The sequence below is a fragment of the Clostridium frigoris genome, assembly GCF_018861865.1.
In the GTDB taxonomy this organism is placed as follows: Bacteria; Bacillota; Clostridia; order Clostridiales; family Clostridiaceae; genus Clostridium_AD; species Clostridium_AD frigoris.
On sequence record NZ_JAHLDV010000063.1, the window covers coordinates 1 to 16,911 of the forward strand.

Genomic DNA, 16,911 nt, shown 5'->3' on the forward strand with positions numbered 1-16,911 from the left:
CTTATATTATTTGTTGGATTAATAATACCAATAATATTATTCCCTGTAGCTGCTGTTTTACGTACATTTAAATACCATACTTTTGTACTGCCTACCCCTGTTTTGGTTGTAATAGCTAATTTAATTGATGCCACCCTAGTAGCTTGTACTATTTTTACATATGAGCTATACACATATCCAGTTTTTCCTTTATAGGTTACTTTATAAAAATCACCACTTTTCCCCAAAGTACTTATCTTCGTATTGATGGGTATAAAAGCTAAAATTGAGGATGAAAGTGATGGTTTCTGTCTCAAGTTTAATGAACTTGCATTTATTACACCACTATCAGCAAATACACTATGAGAACTTGCTAGAGTCAATAAAATTGTTACTAAAGCTAATCTTTTTTTCATTATTTGCCTCCAAAATTCATTTTAAATATATGTTATATTTTATAGTCCATATAAATTAATTCATTAATAAAAAGCAAAATATATATATTAAACAGTATAAATCATTAATACACTTTAGTATCAAATTACTACTCCCATCATTAAAATGCACATAACAGTTTTTATAAAATAAATGTTTGTGCATACCTATATTCATTTTGCTATTACTTTCTATATCGTCAAATTATCCAATAACTTTATATGTATGCATAACTTCCAAGTTGCTCTTTATTTTTTAACTCTTCCCCAGCTTCGTTTGTACTTATCCTCAAAAATAGACACTACTGAAATATATTTCAGTAGTGTCTATTTTTGAAACTTTCACCAAATTATCAACTTTCTATTTTTTATAGTTCAAATTTTTATAGTTACTATTTATGAGGTCTTTAATTTCTTCTATAAAATAACTTAATTAGATCCATTTGCTTATTTTCCACTAGCAACTTTTCCTTTTAAATACAACTAAAATACAACTAAGTTACTTCTTAAATCAATAATACTCAATTCACTTTCAATATTTTTTCATCTGTGAATATTGGATCTACAAATTCTAAACTGTCTATAGGTAGCTTCCCCCCACTTTTCTTTAAAAGCTCAAAAACATCATATTTTTCTAAACCATATTTTGCTAGTATTTCTTTTACATCTTTTCTTCTCTTATCCGGTAGCCTACTTGAAAAGGCAGGAAACATATCATAACTTTCATAAACTTCATTTATATTTGCAAATGCTATTAATGGTTTAAACCCATTCTTAATTGCATTATCTAGCTCTTTAGTTCTATATTTGAATTCATACTTACCATTTTTCGATAACTCTCCAATTATATATCTGTTTTTTGTCTTATAGTCTTTCCAAATTAAATAAAGATATTCTCTATTATTAATTCCACTCATTCTTCTGCCTCCTCTTCTCCATAATATATATCTATGATCTCTTTTCTTCTCCGTACTAAAAAAGTGTATAATAATTCCTTAATCATGGGGTTAATTATTGTATCATCATATCCATCTATAACATCTTTAATTTTAGTATTACTTAAATTATCTCTTATCTTTTCTACTATTGAAATTGTTCCATCATAATAATTGTTTTTAATATGCTCAACTAACTCAAAATGACCTATTCTATTAGGTTTTGACCATCTTATCATAGATTTTGATTTACTGAAAATTAATGATTTAAATCTAGTCTTATCTCTTAAAAAATTTGGAACATTTTTGGGATTAATAAGACAACATAATGATGATCCATTATCATATAATGGGGATATTCTTATTTCTCCATTTATTTTATTTCTTACTATACCCCAATTGCTGTGATGTCTATCACTATTACCTATTAATGCATCAAAGATTGGAATAATTAAAAAATCATTTTCTAAACCTGTTTCCTTAATTGATTGGAGTATCATCTTTATGGAATATGGTTCTTCTGTTATATAATCAATAAATTTATCTTGATTATATCCTTTATATATATTAGTAATATATTGAATCCCTTCTACTAGTTCTTCGTCTTCCTTTAATATCATATAACTCATAGACCCTACTCTGCCTCTAAATATTCCTATATCAACTTTGGCACACTCTATACCTAAAACTTCAGCTAATTGATACGCAACTTTTTCGGCCCAATATTCTCCAGTCGGCCTTCCTATGTCCACACCCTTAGGAAACTTAAATATCCCCTTTTGCTTTGTTTCAGCATTAATAAGCCATTTTTTCTCACTGGCTCCACTTCCAAAAGGAGAATCTTCATCAATCTCCCAATGATCAAAATTAATAAGTATACCCATGTTATCCACCTCTTAATTCTTATATCTACTCTATATTGTACCTTAAATTCCGACTTAATCCCATATTAATTATATTATTAATTAATTTGTGTTGGTTAATGATTGAAGATTAATAATATACATTTTCATTTGCGAATCATGTCTTCAGAAATACATATTTTTTGTATAAAATGCCCTTAAAAATTCAAGTGGTTAACTGTATTTTTTATAACCTTTACCACCCCCGTTTTAAGATTGTCCTACCTTAGAACATCCCCTCCAAATCTCAATTATCCTCCCCACTACCTCCCTCGACTTCCTCTCAAACTCTCCCCTACTAAAATCATACACTTTCCCATTGCACTAAACCCTCATTTCCTCATCTTTAATTAATATCTTAATTCTACTATCCTTATTTATACTTTCCCCAATTTCAGTTTTAGTAAGTGAACTTACTCTCCTGAGCTCTTTCCACAATCTATACTCTTCTTTAAATTTTATACAAAGCTCAGTAACTATTTGCGCATTATGAAGTAAATACTCAGTAGTGTAAATAATTCTTACCACCTAATATCTTTTTACTTCAATTTTTCTATAAAGCTTATCCCACTTATCAATTTTAAAAACATGATACTCTTCCTCCTACTCACTTGGTATATCCTTTAAAGAATTTCTCTTCACAACTTTTATATCTATTACCTTACCGTAATAAGTTATACCAGCCTCACCTGAAAACTTTCTCTTTGACTCTACTAGTGCTACAAACTTAATATTATGCCCTGCTAAATTTATGTTGCTACATCATCCTTTATATTTCTTGTTTCCATTGATGATAAAATATCACTAAAATAATACTCCACTCTACCTAAATTCATTTCATCAAGACATAAAAAATAAGGTTTATCTATGTTCTTCATGGCCTCATAAGTGGCATCAATAATAATGTCTGGTACATATTTATTCTCAATGTTTCTGTAACCTAATAGATCTGTTACATCTGACCAGTCTGGTCTCACAGGAACTACTCTAAATCTTTGATTATCACGATTGGCACCAACTGCTTGTGCAAATAATTCTACTATTTTAATTTATATATGTTTAAGGGATTTCTAATATAGAAATCCCTTTTATATTATTCTATGTTTTTATTCTTTAATAAAATCTTAGTTTCATACTCATTTTAGCAATTGTTGCCAAGGGGCAGATACCCTACATAGTTTAGATGTGAAGCATACAAACTATGTTGCTAATTTTATTTCTATTTTTAAATATTTCTTTATTTATCTTTGTAGCTATGAATGAAGGAGTATTTTCCGTTATGCTTTGATTTACTATATTAAAAAAACTTGGTAAATTTAATCTGGATATGTTATAAGGGATGTGTCTTATTAGGCTCATCCCTTCTCATGTTAAATATTACCTGTATCTTTATAAGTAAACTACTGCCAATAAAATCAGATGATTATTAACAATTAATAGCATCATTATTTATTTTTTAATTATCTTTATATAACAATTGTTTCTTTTTAGCATCAAAGTCTTCCTGTGTTATAACACCCATATGCAATAATTTTTTAAACTTAAGCAGCTCATCAGCGACACTAAATGTTTCATTCTTTTGTGTCGTATTATCTTCCTTTTCAGCTGCTGTTTCTTCAAATACAACATCTACAGAACCAAACATACTTTTTATATCTTTATCAAACTCTTCTTCAGTATAATTAATTGATTCTGCTAAAGTATCTTTTAAACGTCTCCCCATTGGTTTCATAGATGCATATGTAAGACCTCCAGATATTATACCCCCTAATACTGGTACAATTTTCGAAACACCTTTAGCAAAAGTTTGCTTAGTTATCTTAACTCCAATAATACCCGCACTTTTCTTAATAATTGGATAATAAATAGTTTTAGTTAGCGCTTTTTGTGGTAACTTTTTCAGCATCTGTTTAGATATACCGGATGAAAGTATCTTAACTGCAGAAGCTGATCCACCCACTCCAAACATAACTCCTAGAAACAAAGTGAGTTCTCCTCTAACTTTTTCACTATCAATTTCTCCGTTCACCCATATATCTTTATACCCATGTATATAAGCTAACTCTTGAGCCAATCGTATTGTTACTCCAAGAAATTGTAAAGTATCAGCAGGTATTGAAGCTGCCATAGCTAGTCCACCTGGTAATCCTGCTAGAAAGGATGCACTAGTACTTTGAAGTGTTCGTTTCCCAATTAATGCTGATGAAATTTTATCTAATGTATCAGGACTTACTCCTATTTTAACAGGACCCTTTTCAAGTATCTCTAAAATATCTATTTCATTAGTATTTGCATATTCATCAAACGTTTTTAATAAAAATTCTCTACGATTAACCTTAACACCCGGTATTTTTAATGCATTAACTAATGCCACCTCAAATGAAGTACCTGCATCTCTCGTATTATTACTCATAATGTATATCCCCCTATAACTATTTTTCACAGCATGTTATATTATGCCTTTTATAAATACTTTCCTGTTTCTTGCTTTTCAAAAATAAAAATATATCTCAGGCTTAATATATTACATATCGTCCACATATTAAAATACTTTAGTTTTATGACCCTTTTATATTACCCTTTCCCCATCTTATGATTCCAAGCATTCCCAAGGGTCAGGTACCTTACAGAGTTTGGAAGAGAAGCGAACAATCTCTGTTGCTACTCATAAACACCCTCAAGGGTCGTAAACAAATTGTAAACACAGTTTGTTTTGCTAACGTGTGTATCACACTTTTATCAATATTAAGTATAAATTTTATATTAATTCTATATAAATCACCTCCTTTATACATCTAAAAGCATAAATTTATAAAAATAAGCTCCTTTCAGCGCAACGCACTAAAAAGAACTTATCCAAAACAAAATATAAAAAACGTTATTCATTAAAAAGATATTACACCTAAAGTAGCTAAAATATTTGTTATAACTAGTAATAACGGTAAAGACATTGCAGTTCTAACAAGAAATACTTTAGTTACATCCCAAAAACTTAAACCAATCTTACTTTTAACTAAAATCATTCCAGTTTCAGACATAAATACTAACTGGGTAAATGCTAATACACCAATAAAAAATCTTGAGGCTTCAGACACCGATGTACTTATGAATAAAGCTGGTAAATACATATCTGCAAATCCAGCAACCGATGCGGGTGCCATGACTTTTGCTACTTCACTACTGTACCCTATCCACTTATATAAATATACAAGTGGTGCACTAATGATACTAAAAAACTGAGTATATTCTGCAACTATCAAAGAAAATGTTCCAACCGCCATAATAATAGGTAAGAAACCAACATATATGTTAACAATATTTTTTAACGACTGAATCGTTACCTCGTAAATTTTGGCATCTCCTGCCTGCTTTATTGCAGATTCATATGAATACTGAAAAACTGTTTTGTCTTTTGGAATCTCAATTATACTAGGAGTTACCCCTTCATAATAAGTTGGTGGAAATTTTTTAAGTGGCATTCTCGATGTAATAAAAGCCAATATAATAGTTACTAATGCAATAGATCCATAAAATATTGGGAAAATATGCCCAAAACCTAATTCTTCAGCTACTGCTGACGCAAATGCTATACCTACAATAGAAAAACTAGTAGCAATTATATAAGCTTCACGTCTATTATAGTATCCTCTTTGATATTGGGTATCCGTTACCACAATACCAATTGTACCATCACCAACAAAGGATGCGATTGCATCAATAGTTGAATAGCCTGGTAATCTAAACAACTTCTTAACTATAGGACCTAATAAAATACCTACAAATTCGACAATGCCAAAATGAGTTAATAGTGGAAGAGCAATAATACCTACAAAAAATGTTATATAAAGTGTGGTTAAAAGACCAGTACTTCCTGCCATAAGCCCACCAGTATTGCCATCTAAAATTATACCAGCAAACTTATAGTTCTGAAACCAATTATTAACCACCATAAGGTATAAAAATGATCCAACTACCCTTAATACAACATTTAAAGGTGATGCTTTGAATACAGAATTAACATACTTGTTTTTTGAAGAATAAAAGGTAAAAAGCACAGTTGCAATTAACACAACCCATGCACAAATAACAGTAAAACCAATAAATGAATGGAGCATATTGACTGTAACAAAATTTACTATGTGGGATATAGCAATTTTACTTTCTCCATTAATCTTAAAAGGGATTAGAAAAAAAATAAATCCAAAAATAGATAAAAATATAAACTTTAACTTATTTATCATACTTACAAACCTCCATTTTGTCTTAACTAAGACACACATTTTCTAGAATAACATATGACCAAAAGTGTTGCAATAGGTTTTTGCATATTATAAATATATTTTGCATATATATTCGATTTAATATATATAATAAACAGATATTGTCTGATTCACTACTAATATTTAAAAGATGCCAGTCACCTTTTAAATATTGGAAATCCGTTTATATTATTCATCAATCCATCTAGGTCACGATTTTCATATAAATCAATTATTATCTAACTAATTTGTGCACAGCCCCTAAGTTTAAATCCACAATGCCTCAGATTACTAAATAAATCTCTGAATTAAACTTTAATTAATATTGCTGTATATAATTTCTTGTTTTTATGCTCTTATCTTGAGATTTGTCTTATTGGGAATACCAATTCCTTTATCCTATATTTCAAACCACTGATACTTGTATATTTATACTTAACATTCTGTAAAATAATAAGTATTATTTTACTTCCCTTAATCAACAATAATTATAATCTACTCTTGCTTATACATTAACAACACTAAAGATTTTTTATAATATAATTAGGACAAAATAAAATACTTGTTGTTAGAGTATAGATGGTTAATCAATCAAATGAATATCAACACTTTATATGAAGTAAATATTGCTAATGTATTTAAGGGAATAAGAAATATAAGATATAAAATTCAGGAACTTATTGATGCTAGGTAGAATTTAGTAAATCGATTTGTTTTAATTTTAAAAGAAAAATGAATAGATTTTAACGAAGATAAGATTAGAATTGTTTATAGTCCATCAAAGGGTTTTCCTTCAATACAAGATTTTGCAGTTAACAAGTTGTTTGTCGGCGAGAGTAAAGAAAATAACCATGATTTAGATATAGTCTTTATGTTGAACGAGTATAATGCATAAACATTTATCTGATATATATGTATAAAAGAGTTTAAACATACACATAATAGGATATACTGATAATATGGAAAATAAATACAGAAAAACTAAAACAACAGTTTCTTTAATTAATTATCATTTTATATTTTGCCCAAGATATAGGAGAAAAATATTTTTAATACCTAAGGTCGAAGATAGATTTAAGTGTTTGGTCAAAGATGTATGTAAGGAGATAGAAATTGAAATTATTGCAATGGAATGTGATAAGGATCATACCCATATGTTTTTAAATTGTCTTCCAAAATTGGGACCTTCGGATATTATGCAAAAAATAAAAGGTGCAACAAGTGAAGTTTTGAGAGCAGAATTTCAAGAATTAAGTAAAATGCCTAGTCTATGGACAAGAAGTTATTTTGTATCAACGGCTAGGAATGTAAGTAGTGAAACAGTAAAAAAATATGTAGATAATCAAAAAACAAGATATTAAGAAGGGGGTGAATGCTGTGTCAAATTATATTTTAACACTAAAATTAAACACAGAAAAATATCAAGAAGACATGTTAAATAAAAGATTAGAAATAAGTAGAAGCATTTATAATAGTTGTTTAGGCGAATTGTTTAAAAGATATAATCATATGAGAGAATCGAAAGAATATAAGAAAGTAATAAATATGGTTAAATCATCTCCTGCGGAGCTGCATATTAAAATGTATACAGAAATATTTTAAAGATAATGTGGATAGTTTCACTGCGCAAAAGATAGCTAGTAGGTGTTTTAGTGCTTTTCAAAAATTAATGCTTCATCAATCAAATAGAGTTTATTTTAAAAAGTATGGTGAAATGAATAGTGTTGAGGGAAAATCAAATAAAACTGGGATTAGGGTTATAGATAACAAATTAATATGGAATGGATTACATATAAATGTGATTGTAAATAAAAATGATGAGTATGCACAAGTGTCATTGTTGAATAAAATTAAATATTGTAGAGTGGTAAGAAAATTAATTCGAGGTAAATATAAATATTATGTTCAATTAATACTAGAAGGAATTCCACCAATTAAGTATAATAAAGAAACTGGTGAGGTTAGATATAAAATAGGTAAAAAAGAAATTATCTGAAAGATGGAATGATTTTGGAGGATTTAAAATACAGAGAGATTTGTATTCAAGTTTTTTAATAATGAATGTAAAAGATAATTTAGAGGAAATAGACAAAGAATTATGTTTTAAGCAGTTCGATAATTTTAGAAGACTTCATGATAAAGAAATATTAAAAATACAGAGTAGAGACATTAATTTGATAAGCAGTATGGGTATTTAGAGGCAAATAAAAGGTTTTGATATGAGCCTTAGACTATCGTTAATTCATTCATTAGAGTGATTGGTAGTAAAAGTTTTAGAGAAATTAATGAGTTCTTATATGTGTAATTTATTAGATTCTTAATAGATGAGAGTATTTGAGAAGTTAACATATCTAAGAACCCCACTCCTTTAGGTGTGGGAGTATCAGAGTTCGGACAACTAAAATCCGAGAAGCTAGTAATCCCTATCTACTTCCTTTAAAAATGATGTTTTTAGCTTGTTGTTTATTGCTTTCTTCATGGTTTGTTCACATCCCCCGGCACACTGAGCGAAAAGTCCTTTTTATAGAAAGTTATGAATAGAAAATATGAAGATTATGATCTGAATTTTCTATATTTTTATACGTTTATTTAAAAAATATATTTTCATAAATAATTGCATTAAGTTTAAGAAATATTAAATAAAAAAGAAGCCCCTTAGGCCACCTTTAATTTCATTTTCTCAATAATTCGTTCCATTAACCCTTTAAACCCCATTATTGATATAACTCTTTTAAGATTATATGCAAAAATGGCAATACTAACCTCGCCTATTACCATTCTGAATTTTCTGAAGTCTGATATAGCTCTTTGTTTTGGTTGCAATCCTTTTAGTAACCAGATAACTTCTCTATTAATTATTATTTGTTTTTGTAGTTTTCTTGAAGATCTTATTCCGTTATAATATCCATAAATATAAAGTTTAAGCATATCTTGTGGGCTGTATTTTGGTCTACCTGTTTCACCGTTCTTTGCTGTCAAAAAACCAAGTGAATATAAGTCAGGGCTATCTACTAATTTGTCCATAACTCTAACTTCATTATCATCCTGTACATATTCTTCAATGGATTCAATAAGAATTTGCTCTCTTTGTTTTCCAAATACATAGTTCATTTTAACCCACACTCCATTCTCTTATCATAGTTATATTATACCATAAATGGATATAAGTTGATAGTTTCGCTCAGTCTGCCGGGGGATTTTTTGAAGGCGCTTGCGACTGAAATTGATAAATTCATTATTATAGGTTAGTTCCCAATTCTTGATTGTATTTTTATAAGCAACAAATCTCCCTACTATTTTTCCCTAACCACAGTTGCCCTAGTCGCTGAAGTTAAATTAAAAATATTTTAAAATTATCTACTACTAACTTTAGAATAAATTTCAATTCCATCCCTATCAATTTGTTTTTTTATATTCTCATTTAATGAATTTAGAAAAACAATATCACAAGAATATATTCCTATTACATCATTAATTTCCTCTACAATAGTTCCTTTGCTTTTACCTATATAACTTACACATACGTCTATATCTGAATTTATATTTTCTGTTCCTTTTGCTCTTGACCCAAATATTATTACTTTATCTATATTGTTATTACTCAGGAAATAATTAATCAAGCCTTTATATACTTTTTTATCTATTCCATACATATCACATTACCACTTTTGAAAGGTTACTTAATAGATCTTCTATGGCACCTGTATAATCACTTATTATCTTATTTTTAATTTCTTCATAATCTTGCTCATCATAAATATGAGATGTAGAAGTTCTTAATAATAAAATATCGTTCCAAATTGCTATATCATTAATTAATCCTTCCTTAAACGCTTGTTTATAACACCCTATTGGATTATTTATCTCTAAACCAGATGATTTAAATATCTTAGAAAGTAACTTCCAAGTTAAGTCTTCTAGTGTTTCATACTTTTTAATAATTGAATCTCTATACACTTCCATCGTTATATCATCTGGGTTTTTTATATTACTAAAATTATCTATGATATTCTTTAATACATTGCCGTGGCAAAATATCTTTTATATTTTCTTCATAATAATCTTAGAAAACTCGCTAATATCACTTAAATGTTTTTCTATAATCTCTTTCACAATTTTCAAATTAATAGCTTGGTAGTTATTCACTGCTATGTTTCTAAATCCAACCATAGCTTTTAACTTATTCATTAAGTTACTGTTAATCATGCCATTACTACACAAAACCTCAAAAGCATCTCTACTATTCTGTGGTATACCTAACTTTTTTTCAGAAACTATGTGCATTGCTAAATCTATACACGCTTCACATACTCTTTGAATATTTAATATTATAGAATCTTGTTTTGTATAATCCTTTAGATTCTCAGTATTATTATCATATACTTCATTAATTCTTATTAAGCATCTTTCAATAATTTCGACCTTATTATATATCACATCATTGCCCATATATATTTCCTCTCTTCTTTATATTCTCTAATATAACTGCTCGTTCTTCATTTAATAAAGCATATTCTTTAAATGTATACATTTCAAAATACATTCTTCTAGTATCATTATTACAAAAAATTGTCTTTCCTGTCCCGACTACTTGAGCTTTAAATACCGTAGATGACTTTTTTAAGTCTACAAGATCAATTTCTCTACTAAGTAAACTCGCTAATTCTTGTGCATTCATAAATATTTCGTATTCACTAAAATCTTCATCACTTAAAAATGCAATATCAATATCACTATTTGAGCGTGAAGTCCCTTTTGCATATGATCCAAATATATATATAAGAAATGGTTTTATTTTTTTAATTAAAAATTCTTTTAAAATATCAATGTCTTTATCCTTTAGTTCCAAAACTTTCACATCCTTTATAATAATTATATTTATTATAATAATATTATACCAAATTTTTAATGAATATACTATGATGTGGATGTTACTCTAATCGTGGACCAAAACTCTTTCTAATCAATCCATGATTTATACCTCCACTATTTTAATCTAGATATGTTTTAAGGGATTACTAATATATAGAAACCCCTTTTAACTTATTCTATGTTTGTATCCTTTTAAAAATATTTTAGTACATTTGTATTTCCTGTTACTACAGAACCTTGTGCTATAAGCTTTCCATTTTTATATCTCTTACCGTTAAGTTAATGAGCATTATATCCTTATATAAATTCAGTGTTTTCATCTACATAATTAAAATAACTGAATAACCTTAGATCCACAACATTTTTTATATTTTTTACCGCTTCCACAAATACAAAGATCATTTCTTCCTATCTTAGGAGTAGAAGTATTATTATCTTCTGAATTTAATTCATTAAAAGTATATCCTTTTAGTCTCCAAAGTCTAGTGTTATTTATAAAACTATTTATTTCTACTAAAAATTTTTGAAGATCATTTTCAATTACCTCTCCCACTGCACCTATGATGTTCTCTATTACCTCTGCTTTTTCATTTTCTTGAATATCATCATATAAATTAAGTATAATCATTTCAATTTGTGCATCTTCTATTTCCCAATTATTCTCTAAATACTTTTTTAATTTCATGGTTATTTTATTTTCAATTAAATATTCCTCATTAGCGGCTTCAAGTAGCTCAGCTTTTTTTATAATGCAGAAATCCCTATCGCTTGAAATATTCTCTCTTGTATTAATAATATGCATAATATCTTCTAGCGGAACCATTATACTACTAGCTATATTCCCTTGTAGCATATACCCACCATAATAATCTTCACCACTTACAATTACTGCGTAAATATCAATTTCATCTAAAGAATAGTCAATATAATTATTAAGCATCTTTATAAAATCACTCTTAAATAGTACGCCATAGTTATAGATCATTCCCCAAAACAACTTTATTAGCTCTGTGTTTTTAACTAATGTTTTTCTATACTCTTCATTATCTATGGATTTTATAGCATTTATTGTTTCATTTGGCATGATTAAATATATACCATCTTCTCTCATCGCTGCAAATACAAATCCACATTCTAAAAAATATTCTGGTTTTGATGTGAACTTATCATCTTCAAAGGATATATATCCCTGGTTTTCCACTATCCTTTTCAAAAAATCATATCTTTCACTATCAATTAAATATAGTGTCTTTGTTATTTTCTCTTCATATACCTCTAAAAGTCTTTCTATTAATTGGCCTTTATTAAACTTAGATACCTTCGCAATATTTAGAATAGATGTTGTTTTTAATAATTCGTCTTTTGTATCACATTCTAATAATTCTCTTAAATCATGAGTAAACTTTCCTCTTTTCACTCTATTTAATAATTTTTTTGCTTTATTTTCAATTTCTAAATTCACATCATTCATTGCAATATCCAAAAGAGAATCAAAGTCTCCTTCATAATCATCTATTTTCAATTCATCATTCTCTATAATTGGGACTATATTCTTTCTCCCTTTTGTTTTAGTTTTCTTAACCTTAAATTTATTTCCTGGCAAGTACTGCTTTTCTGTATCTCTGTCTCCTACATATCCACAAACTCCATCTCTAGGAGAATTGGTATATTCAAGTTCATCTACCATACCAGCGTCTTCACCTACACAATCCTCACAAAAATACTTTTCTTCTTCATAATCAAAATACTTTGCCTTTTGATTACAATTTGCACAAAAATTTTGTATTTCATCATTTCTAGATAATATCTCTATTTGACTATAATTCTCCCCTACCACATACTCCTCTATAACTTCAAGTTTTAATGAAGTAGTAGACCCAAAATCATAGTCATATTTAAATTTATCACCTACAGAAATCACCTGTCTTAATTTAAAATCCATTGTTTCAGTTTCAGAAAAAAGTTCAAATTCATCGTCTACGCAGGAGTCATAGTTTATGTCATCAATGATAAAACTACTTAAGTGTCCACAACATTCTAACCAAATATTCCTTAAAAAACTATCCAGATTCTTTAAAGTTAAATCTATATTTATAGCTATATACAAACTATACTCTTTTGATCCATACTGTGGAAGTATAGACAAAATATATTGACTCTTAGTTTTTTTAGAACTCGCGATAGACTCTTCTATCTTTTCTTTCCTAACTTTACAGCCTTTAACATGTTTTTTAACAGTTCTTTCTGATAATTTCTCGTTGCAATAATAACATTTACCTTTCAAATCGTATCTTCTCCATTTCCTTTTCTTAAATTTAATAATATTATGTCTATTATAGGATTATACACTAAAAGCTTTATATTATAAAATGTTGCAAAGTTTCTTTAATCCCCTTAACAATATGTTTGACTCTATTTTAATATTTCATACTTACTACTCCACATTTATATACTATAAACCTTATTCATTTCCCTTATACTATCTATAATTTCTTCTCTGAACTCTACTGGTTCTATAACCTCTGCATCTGCACCAAAGCCCATAATCCATAGCTTTATTCCATATGTACCATTACAAACAAACTCATAAATAAAATAGTCTTCATTCTCTTCAATTAGACTTTCCTCAAGTAAACTCTTTTCAGTTACTACTTTATAGCAGCGTTTATCAAATTTAACCTTTACTCTTGTTTCATCTCCACCATACATACACCAGGTCTTTTTGAACCTTATCGTAAATATACTTAATATAACTTATTAAACTCTTATTATAAGTTACCATCAAAATTTTATCATCCTTATCAAAACAATAATTTTCTAATAAAAATGGTATTCTATTCACCGCAACAGTGGTTTTTCCTAAGCCTGCAACTCCCCTAATTAAGGAATGTCCAGCAGGTTTACTTTGAACTAGTTTTCTCTGTTCTACATTAAGCTGCATAATTCTCCCCCCTAATTCGAATAAGCTCAGCCCTTCTATTTTGCTCTAAAGGACTATACATAACTTCCTTTAACCACTTTTCACCTTTCCTTATAAATCTTGAGAAATTGCCCTGACTATCTATTTCAATATTCCCCTGAATGCTCTTACACTTTATAATGTAACAAAATTGATGAGTAATCATTAAGAAATCTATATTTGCAATACTATCTCCCTGTCCTAATCTAATATTATGTAATCCATAAAAAGGCACTGGTGAATTTTTAAGTTCAAAATGCACTTTGTTAAAACCTTCTTGAACATACTTTTGAAGATTAAGTTCATTATCTATTTTATTTTTTACAGCCTGATCAGCTGAATTATTTAAAAGCTCCTTAAGATTAAGTATATTCTTACTTTCCTTGTTAAATTCCTTTATAAAAATTGGTGTACTTATTGTTTTCATAAGTTTGCTTTCAAAGCTGGCACCAAGTATACTTTTCTTTATTACATCAAAAATGCCCATAATATCCCCCATCTTTTCATTAATTGCTTAATTATAACATATTATATTTAATTCCTCCATTGGAGAATATTATTGGTAGTTTACTCTATTTATAACATAATTTTTGACTACACAGTATAGCTGTCATTAATTATATTTGTACGACGAAAATACTACTAAAATATATAAGATATATATTTTAGTAGTCAATTTACTTCAACTTATCGAAATTTGAGAAGTTGAAATTTCATCTAATTCACCATTAGCAAAATTTTTTTTTAATCCACATAAATTTAACTTATCATTCAAAATCAAATCTAAATAACTTATCTTTTTCTGAGAGTATGATAGAACTTTTATCTTTCACAAATTCAATTATTTCGTTATAATTACCTAATTGATATTTATTTATTGAAATTATAGCCTGCTTTTTAGTTTCCTGAGCTATTTTCTCAACTTCAGTTAACATACCAGACACTTGACGTGGGTCAATTCCATTATAACAAGATGAGTCCTGCACAAAAAAATCAATATATGAGTTACATTTAAACAATAAATAATCAATTAAGTTTTTCTTTATTTCACTTACCCCTTCTCCTGTATCACCTTTTAGAGTAAGTTCAATTAAAACTGGACGACTAGTTTGATGTTTTTTCCTTATTTTGATATCAAAATAAGAATTGACATCATCGTCATATATAGCTTTTGTTATCCCATATATAAAATCCCTATAACCTTTAATAACTTCACTATAATCTTTCTGTATATGACTAGCAAGATCAAAATTTGTTGTTAATTTTTTATCTTCAGTAGTAATATTGTCCTCAACATTCTTTATTTGAGATAATTTACCTTCTTTATACTTTAATTCTTGTAATTCATTATTATAATTCTCGTATAAAGCAATTGATTCCTGATAAACTTGATTTAAGGATATAATCTTTCCAATTCTATCTATTTCCAATGAAAGCTTTTGTATTTGAACTTCCATCTTTTTCATATCTTTTTCAATACTTACTTTTTTATTACTTAAAAATTCTTTTCTTTCTTTAAAAACCTTTTGATGAAAAATCTCTACATCTTCAATCTTTTTCTTAATTAAAGTAGGTACTTCAATTTTAGTTTTGTTATAAATTGCAAGTATATGTTCACTTGAAATATCAACCTTATTTGAATTTTCTATAAACTCTATTAAGCGACTACATTCTAATTTAGCTTTTTCAAATTCACTCTTAGTTTTTTTCAATTTAGAACTTTTAGAAGCATATTCTTCAACAATATTTACTTGTAGATCAGAAATTTCAATACCCTTTATTTTGCTTGAAATTTTCCCCATTTGACTATTTAAACGATCCACTTCTTTATCAACAAAGTAAATCTCTTCATCAATTTGTTTCAGATCAAAATCGCCATAAAATTTTACTAAATCTACTTTATTATTCTTGTACTTCTTTACTGCATCTTGTGAGGAATATATTGATTCAATACTTTCAAGTAAATTATTTAGTCCTAAAAGAAAAAGGAAATCAACAACATCATATTTACTAGCATTAGTATTGTAACTAATTATATTTGACTTTTTATTTATAATAAATTGTTTTCCTATTATACTTCTTTTGATATTAAAAAAGTTCTTATAATCTGTTAAAGAGTATGGTGCATCATTTATCATTATTTCATTTGATTTACCAAGTATTCTAATAACTTTATACTCAATATCTTTATATTTCACAGTTGCTTCTAAAGTATAACCATGAATTCTACTTTTAATAATTTTAGGATCCTCATTTGATCCATATATATAATCAATGCATTTAATTAATAGTGTTTTTCCCAAGCTATTTATAGTTGCACCTAAATTTTTAGGTTCCTGTATATCTCCATAAATAAATGAAACTCCAAATTCTTCAAAATTAATATCTCTAATTACTTGATTTGAAGGATTTTTAATTACTAACTTTAAGATTTTCATTTAAGATTTCCCCCTTATCCGTGTAGAGATTTCACGGAAACTCCCTAGTTCCTGTGATTACTCATTTTTAGTATCATTAATTTTTATTGATTCCCCCATTTTTTTTGCATAAAACACTTGACAAGTCTGTAGA

The 16,911-nt window shown here is 27.9% G+C and carries 21 protein-coding genes; 4 read left to right on the top strand and 17 right to left on the bottom strand.

Annotated features, from left to right (window positions below):
- From KPL37_RS17030 to KPL37_RS17060, 7 genes are all read right to left on the bottom strand, one after another.
- Window positions 1-395 (bottom strand): SH3 domain-containing protein (locus tag KPL37_RS17030; RefSeq protein WP_216151227.1); only part of this gene is annotated, 395 nt, incomplete at its 3' end.
- A 539-nt stretch (window positions 396-934) separates the two neighbouring features.
- Entirely contained in the window at window positions 935-1,330 is a 396-nt protein-coding gene (locus KPL37_RS17035) for a HipA N-terminal domain-containing protein (RefSeq protein WP_216151228.1), read from the bottom strand.
- A complete protein-coding gene (locus KPL37_RS17040) occupies window positions 1,327-2,232 on the bottom strand; it encodes a HipA domain-containing protein (protein ID WP_216151229.1) in 906 nt (301 codons plus the stop codon). Before KPL37_RS17040 ends, KPL37_RS17035 begins: the two co-directional genes overlap by 4 nt.
- A gap of 342 nt (window positions 2,233-2,574) precedes the next feature.
- Entirely contained in the window at window positions 2,575-2,778 is a 204-nt protein-coding gene (locus KPL37_RS17045; protein WP_216151230.1) for a hypothetical protein, read from the bottom strand.
- Window positions 2,779-2,999: 221 nt separating this feature from the next.
- Window positions 3,000-3,227, bottom strand: coding sequence for a hypothetical protein (locus KPL37_RS17050; protein ID WP_216151231.1), 228 nt, complete (start codon window positions 3,225-3,227; stop codon window positions 3,000-3,002).
- 479 nt (window positions 3,228-3,706) lie between these two features.
- Entirely contained in the window at window positions 3,707-4,663 is a 957-nt protein-coding gene (locus KPL37_RS19920; RefSeq protein ID WP_246578349.1) for an SHOCT domain-containing protein, read from the bottom strand.
- Between the two features lie 472 nt (window positions 4,664-5,135).
- Window positions 5,136-6,491 carry a YjiH family protein gene (locus tag KPL37_RS17060; RefSeq protein ID WP_216151232.1) on the bottom strand — a complete coding sequence of 452 codons (1,356 nt, stop codon included), beginning with the start codon at window positions 6,489-6,491 and terminating at the stop codon, window positions 5,136-5,138.
- Window positions 6,492-7,468: 977 nt separating this feature from the next.
- On the opposite strand from KPL37_RS17060, the gene tnpA reads away from it, so the two are divergent.
- From tnpA to KPL37_RS19935, 4 genes are read left to right on the top strand one after another with little or no spacing between them, the layout of a single operon-like run.
- On the top strand, window positions 7,469-7,870 hold the full coding sequence (gene tnpA, locus KPL37_RS17065; RefSeq protein WP_216151233.1) for an IS200/IS605 family transposase: 402 nt from the start codon (window positions 7,469-7,471) through the stop codon (window positions 7,868-7,870).
- A 16-nt stretch (window positions 7,871-7,886) separates the two neighbouring features.
- Complete coding sequence (locus tag KPL37_RS19925; RefSeq protein WP_246578350.1) at window positions 7,887-8,111, top strand: helix-turn-helix domain-containing protein; 225 nt, start codon at window positions 7,887-7,889, stop codon at window positions 8,109-8,111.
- A gap of 7 nt (window positions 8,112-8,118) precedes the next feature.
- On the top strand, window positions 8,119-8,505 hold the full coding sequence (locus tag KPL37_RS19930) for a hypothetical protein (protein ID WP_246578351.1): 387 nt from the start codon (window positions 8,119-8,121) through the stop codon (window positions 8,503-8,505).
- 40 nt (window positions 8,506-8,545) lie between these two features.
- On the top strand, window positions 8,546-8,707 hold the full coding sequence (locus KPL37_RS19935) for a hypothetical protein (RefSeq protein WP_246578352.1): 162 nt from the start codon (window positions 8,546-8,548) through the stop codon (window positions 8,705-8,707).
- A 457-nt stretch (window positions 8,708-9,164) separates the two neighbouring features.
- Here the strand turns inward: KPL37_RS19935 and KPL37_RS17075 are convergent, their stop codons facing one another.
- The 10 genes from KPL37_RS17075 to KPL37_RS17120 all read right to left on the bottom strand — a co-directional run bounded on the left by KPL37_RS17075 (window position 9,165) and on the right by KPL37_RS17120 (window position 16,778).
- Window positions 9,165-9,620, bottom strand: coding sequence for a transposase (locus KPL37_RS17075; RefSeq protein ID WP_216151234.1), 456 nt, complete (start codon window positions 9,618-9,620; stop codon window positions 9,165-9,167).
- Between the two features lie 242 nt (window positions 9,621-9,862).
- Window positions 9,863-10,162, bottom strand: a complete 300-nt coding sequence (locus KPL37_RS17080; protein WP_216151235.1) for a nucleotidyltransferase family protein — start codon at window positions 10,160-10,162, stop codon at window positions 9,863-9,865.
- Between the two features lies 1 nt (window position 10,163).
- Entirely contained in the window at window positions 10,164-10,547 is a 384-nt protein-coding gene (locus KPL37_RS17085; RefSeq protein ID WP_343216302.1) for an HI0074 family nucleotidyltransferase substrate-binding subunit, read from the bottom strand.
- Window positions 10,548-10,550: 3 nt separating this feature from the next.
- Complete coding sequence (hepT, locus tag KPL37_RS17090) at window positions 10,551-10,958, bottom strand: type VII toxin-antitoxin system HepT family RNase toxin (RefSeq protein WP_216151237.1); 408 nt, start codon at window positions 10,956-10,958, stop codon at window positions 10,551-10,553.
- Window positions 10,948-11,358: a type VII toxin-antitoxin system MntA family adenylyltransferase antitoxin gene (mntA, locus tag KPL37_RS17095; RefSeq protein ID WP_216151238.1), complete on the bottom strand. Its 411-nt coding sequence runs from the start codon at window positions 11,356-11,358 to the stop codon at window positions 10,948-10,950. The genes hepT and mntA overlap by 11 nt, the downstream gene beginning before the upstream one ends.
- A gap of 351 nt (window positions 11,359-11,709) precedes the next feature.
- Window positions 11,710-13,665 carry an SEC-C metal-binding domain-containing protein gene (locus tag KPL37_RS17100; RefSeq protein WP_216151239.1) on the bottom strand — a complete coding sequence of 652 codons (1,956 nt, stop codon included), beginning with the start codon at window positions 13,663-13,665 and terminating at the stop codon, window positions 11,710-11,712.
- A gap of 161 nt (window positions 13,666-13,826) precedes the next feature.
- Complete coding sequence (locus KPL37_RS17105; RefSeq protein WP_216151240.1) at window positions 13,827-14,090, bottom strand: WYL domain-containing protein; 264 nt, start codon at window positions 14,088-14,090, stop codon at window positions 13,827-13,829.
- A complete protein-coding gene (locus tag KPL37_RS17110; RefSeq protein ID WP_216151241.1) occupies window positions 14,074-14,322 on the bottom strand; it encodes a UvrD-helicase domain-containing protein in 249 nt (82 codons plus the stop codon). Before KPL37_RS17110 ends, KPL37_RS17105 begins: the two co-directional genes overlap by 17 nt.
- Window positions 14,312-14,827 (bottom strand): nuclease-related domain-containing protein, encoded by a 516-nt coding sequence (locus tag KPL37_RS17115; RefSeq protein WP_216151242.1) that lies wholly within the window; start codon window positions 14,825-14,827, stop codon window positions 14,312-14,314. Before KPL37_RS17115 ends, KPL37_RS17110 begins: the two co-directional genes overlap by 11 nt.
- A 280-nt stretch (window positions 14,828-15,107) precedes the next feature.
- The gene (locus KPL37_RS17120) at window positions 15,108-16,778 is read right to left on the bottom strand and encodes a DUF2326 domain-containing protein (RefSeq protein WP_216151243.1); all 1,671 of its coding nucleotides are present in this window, start codon (window positions 16,776-16,778) and stop codon (window positions 15,108-15,110) included.
- Between the last annotated feature and the right edge of the window lie 133 nt (window positions 16,779-16,911).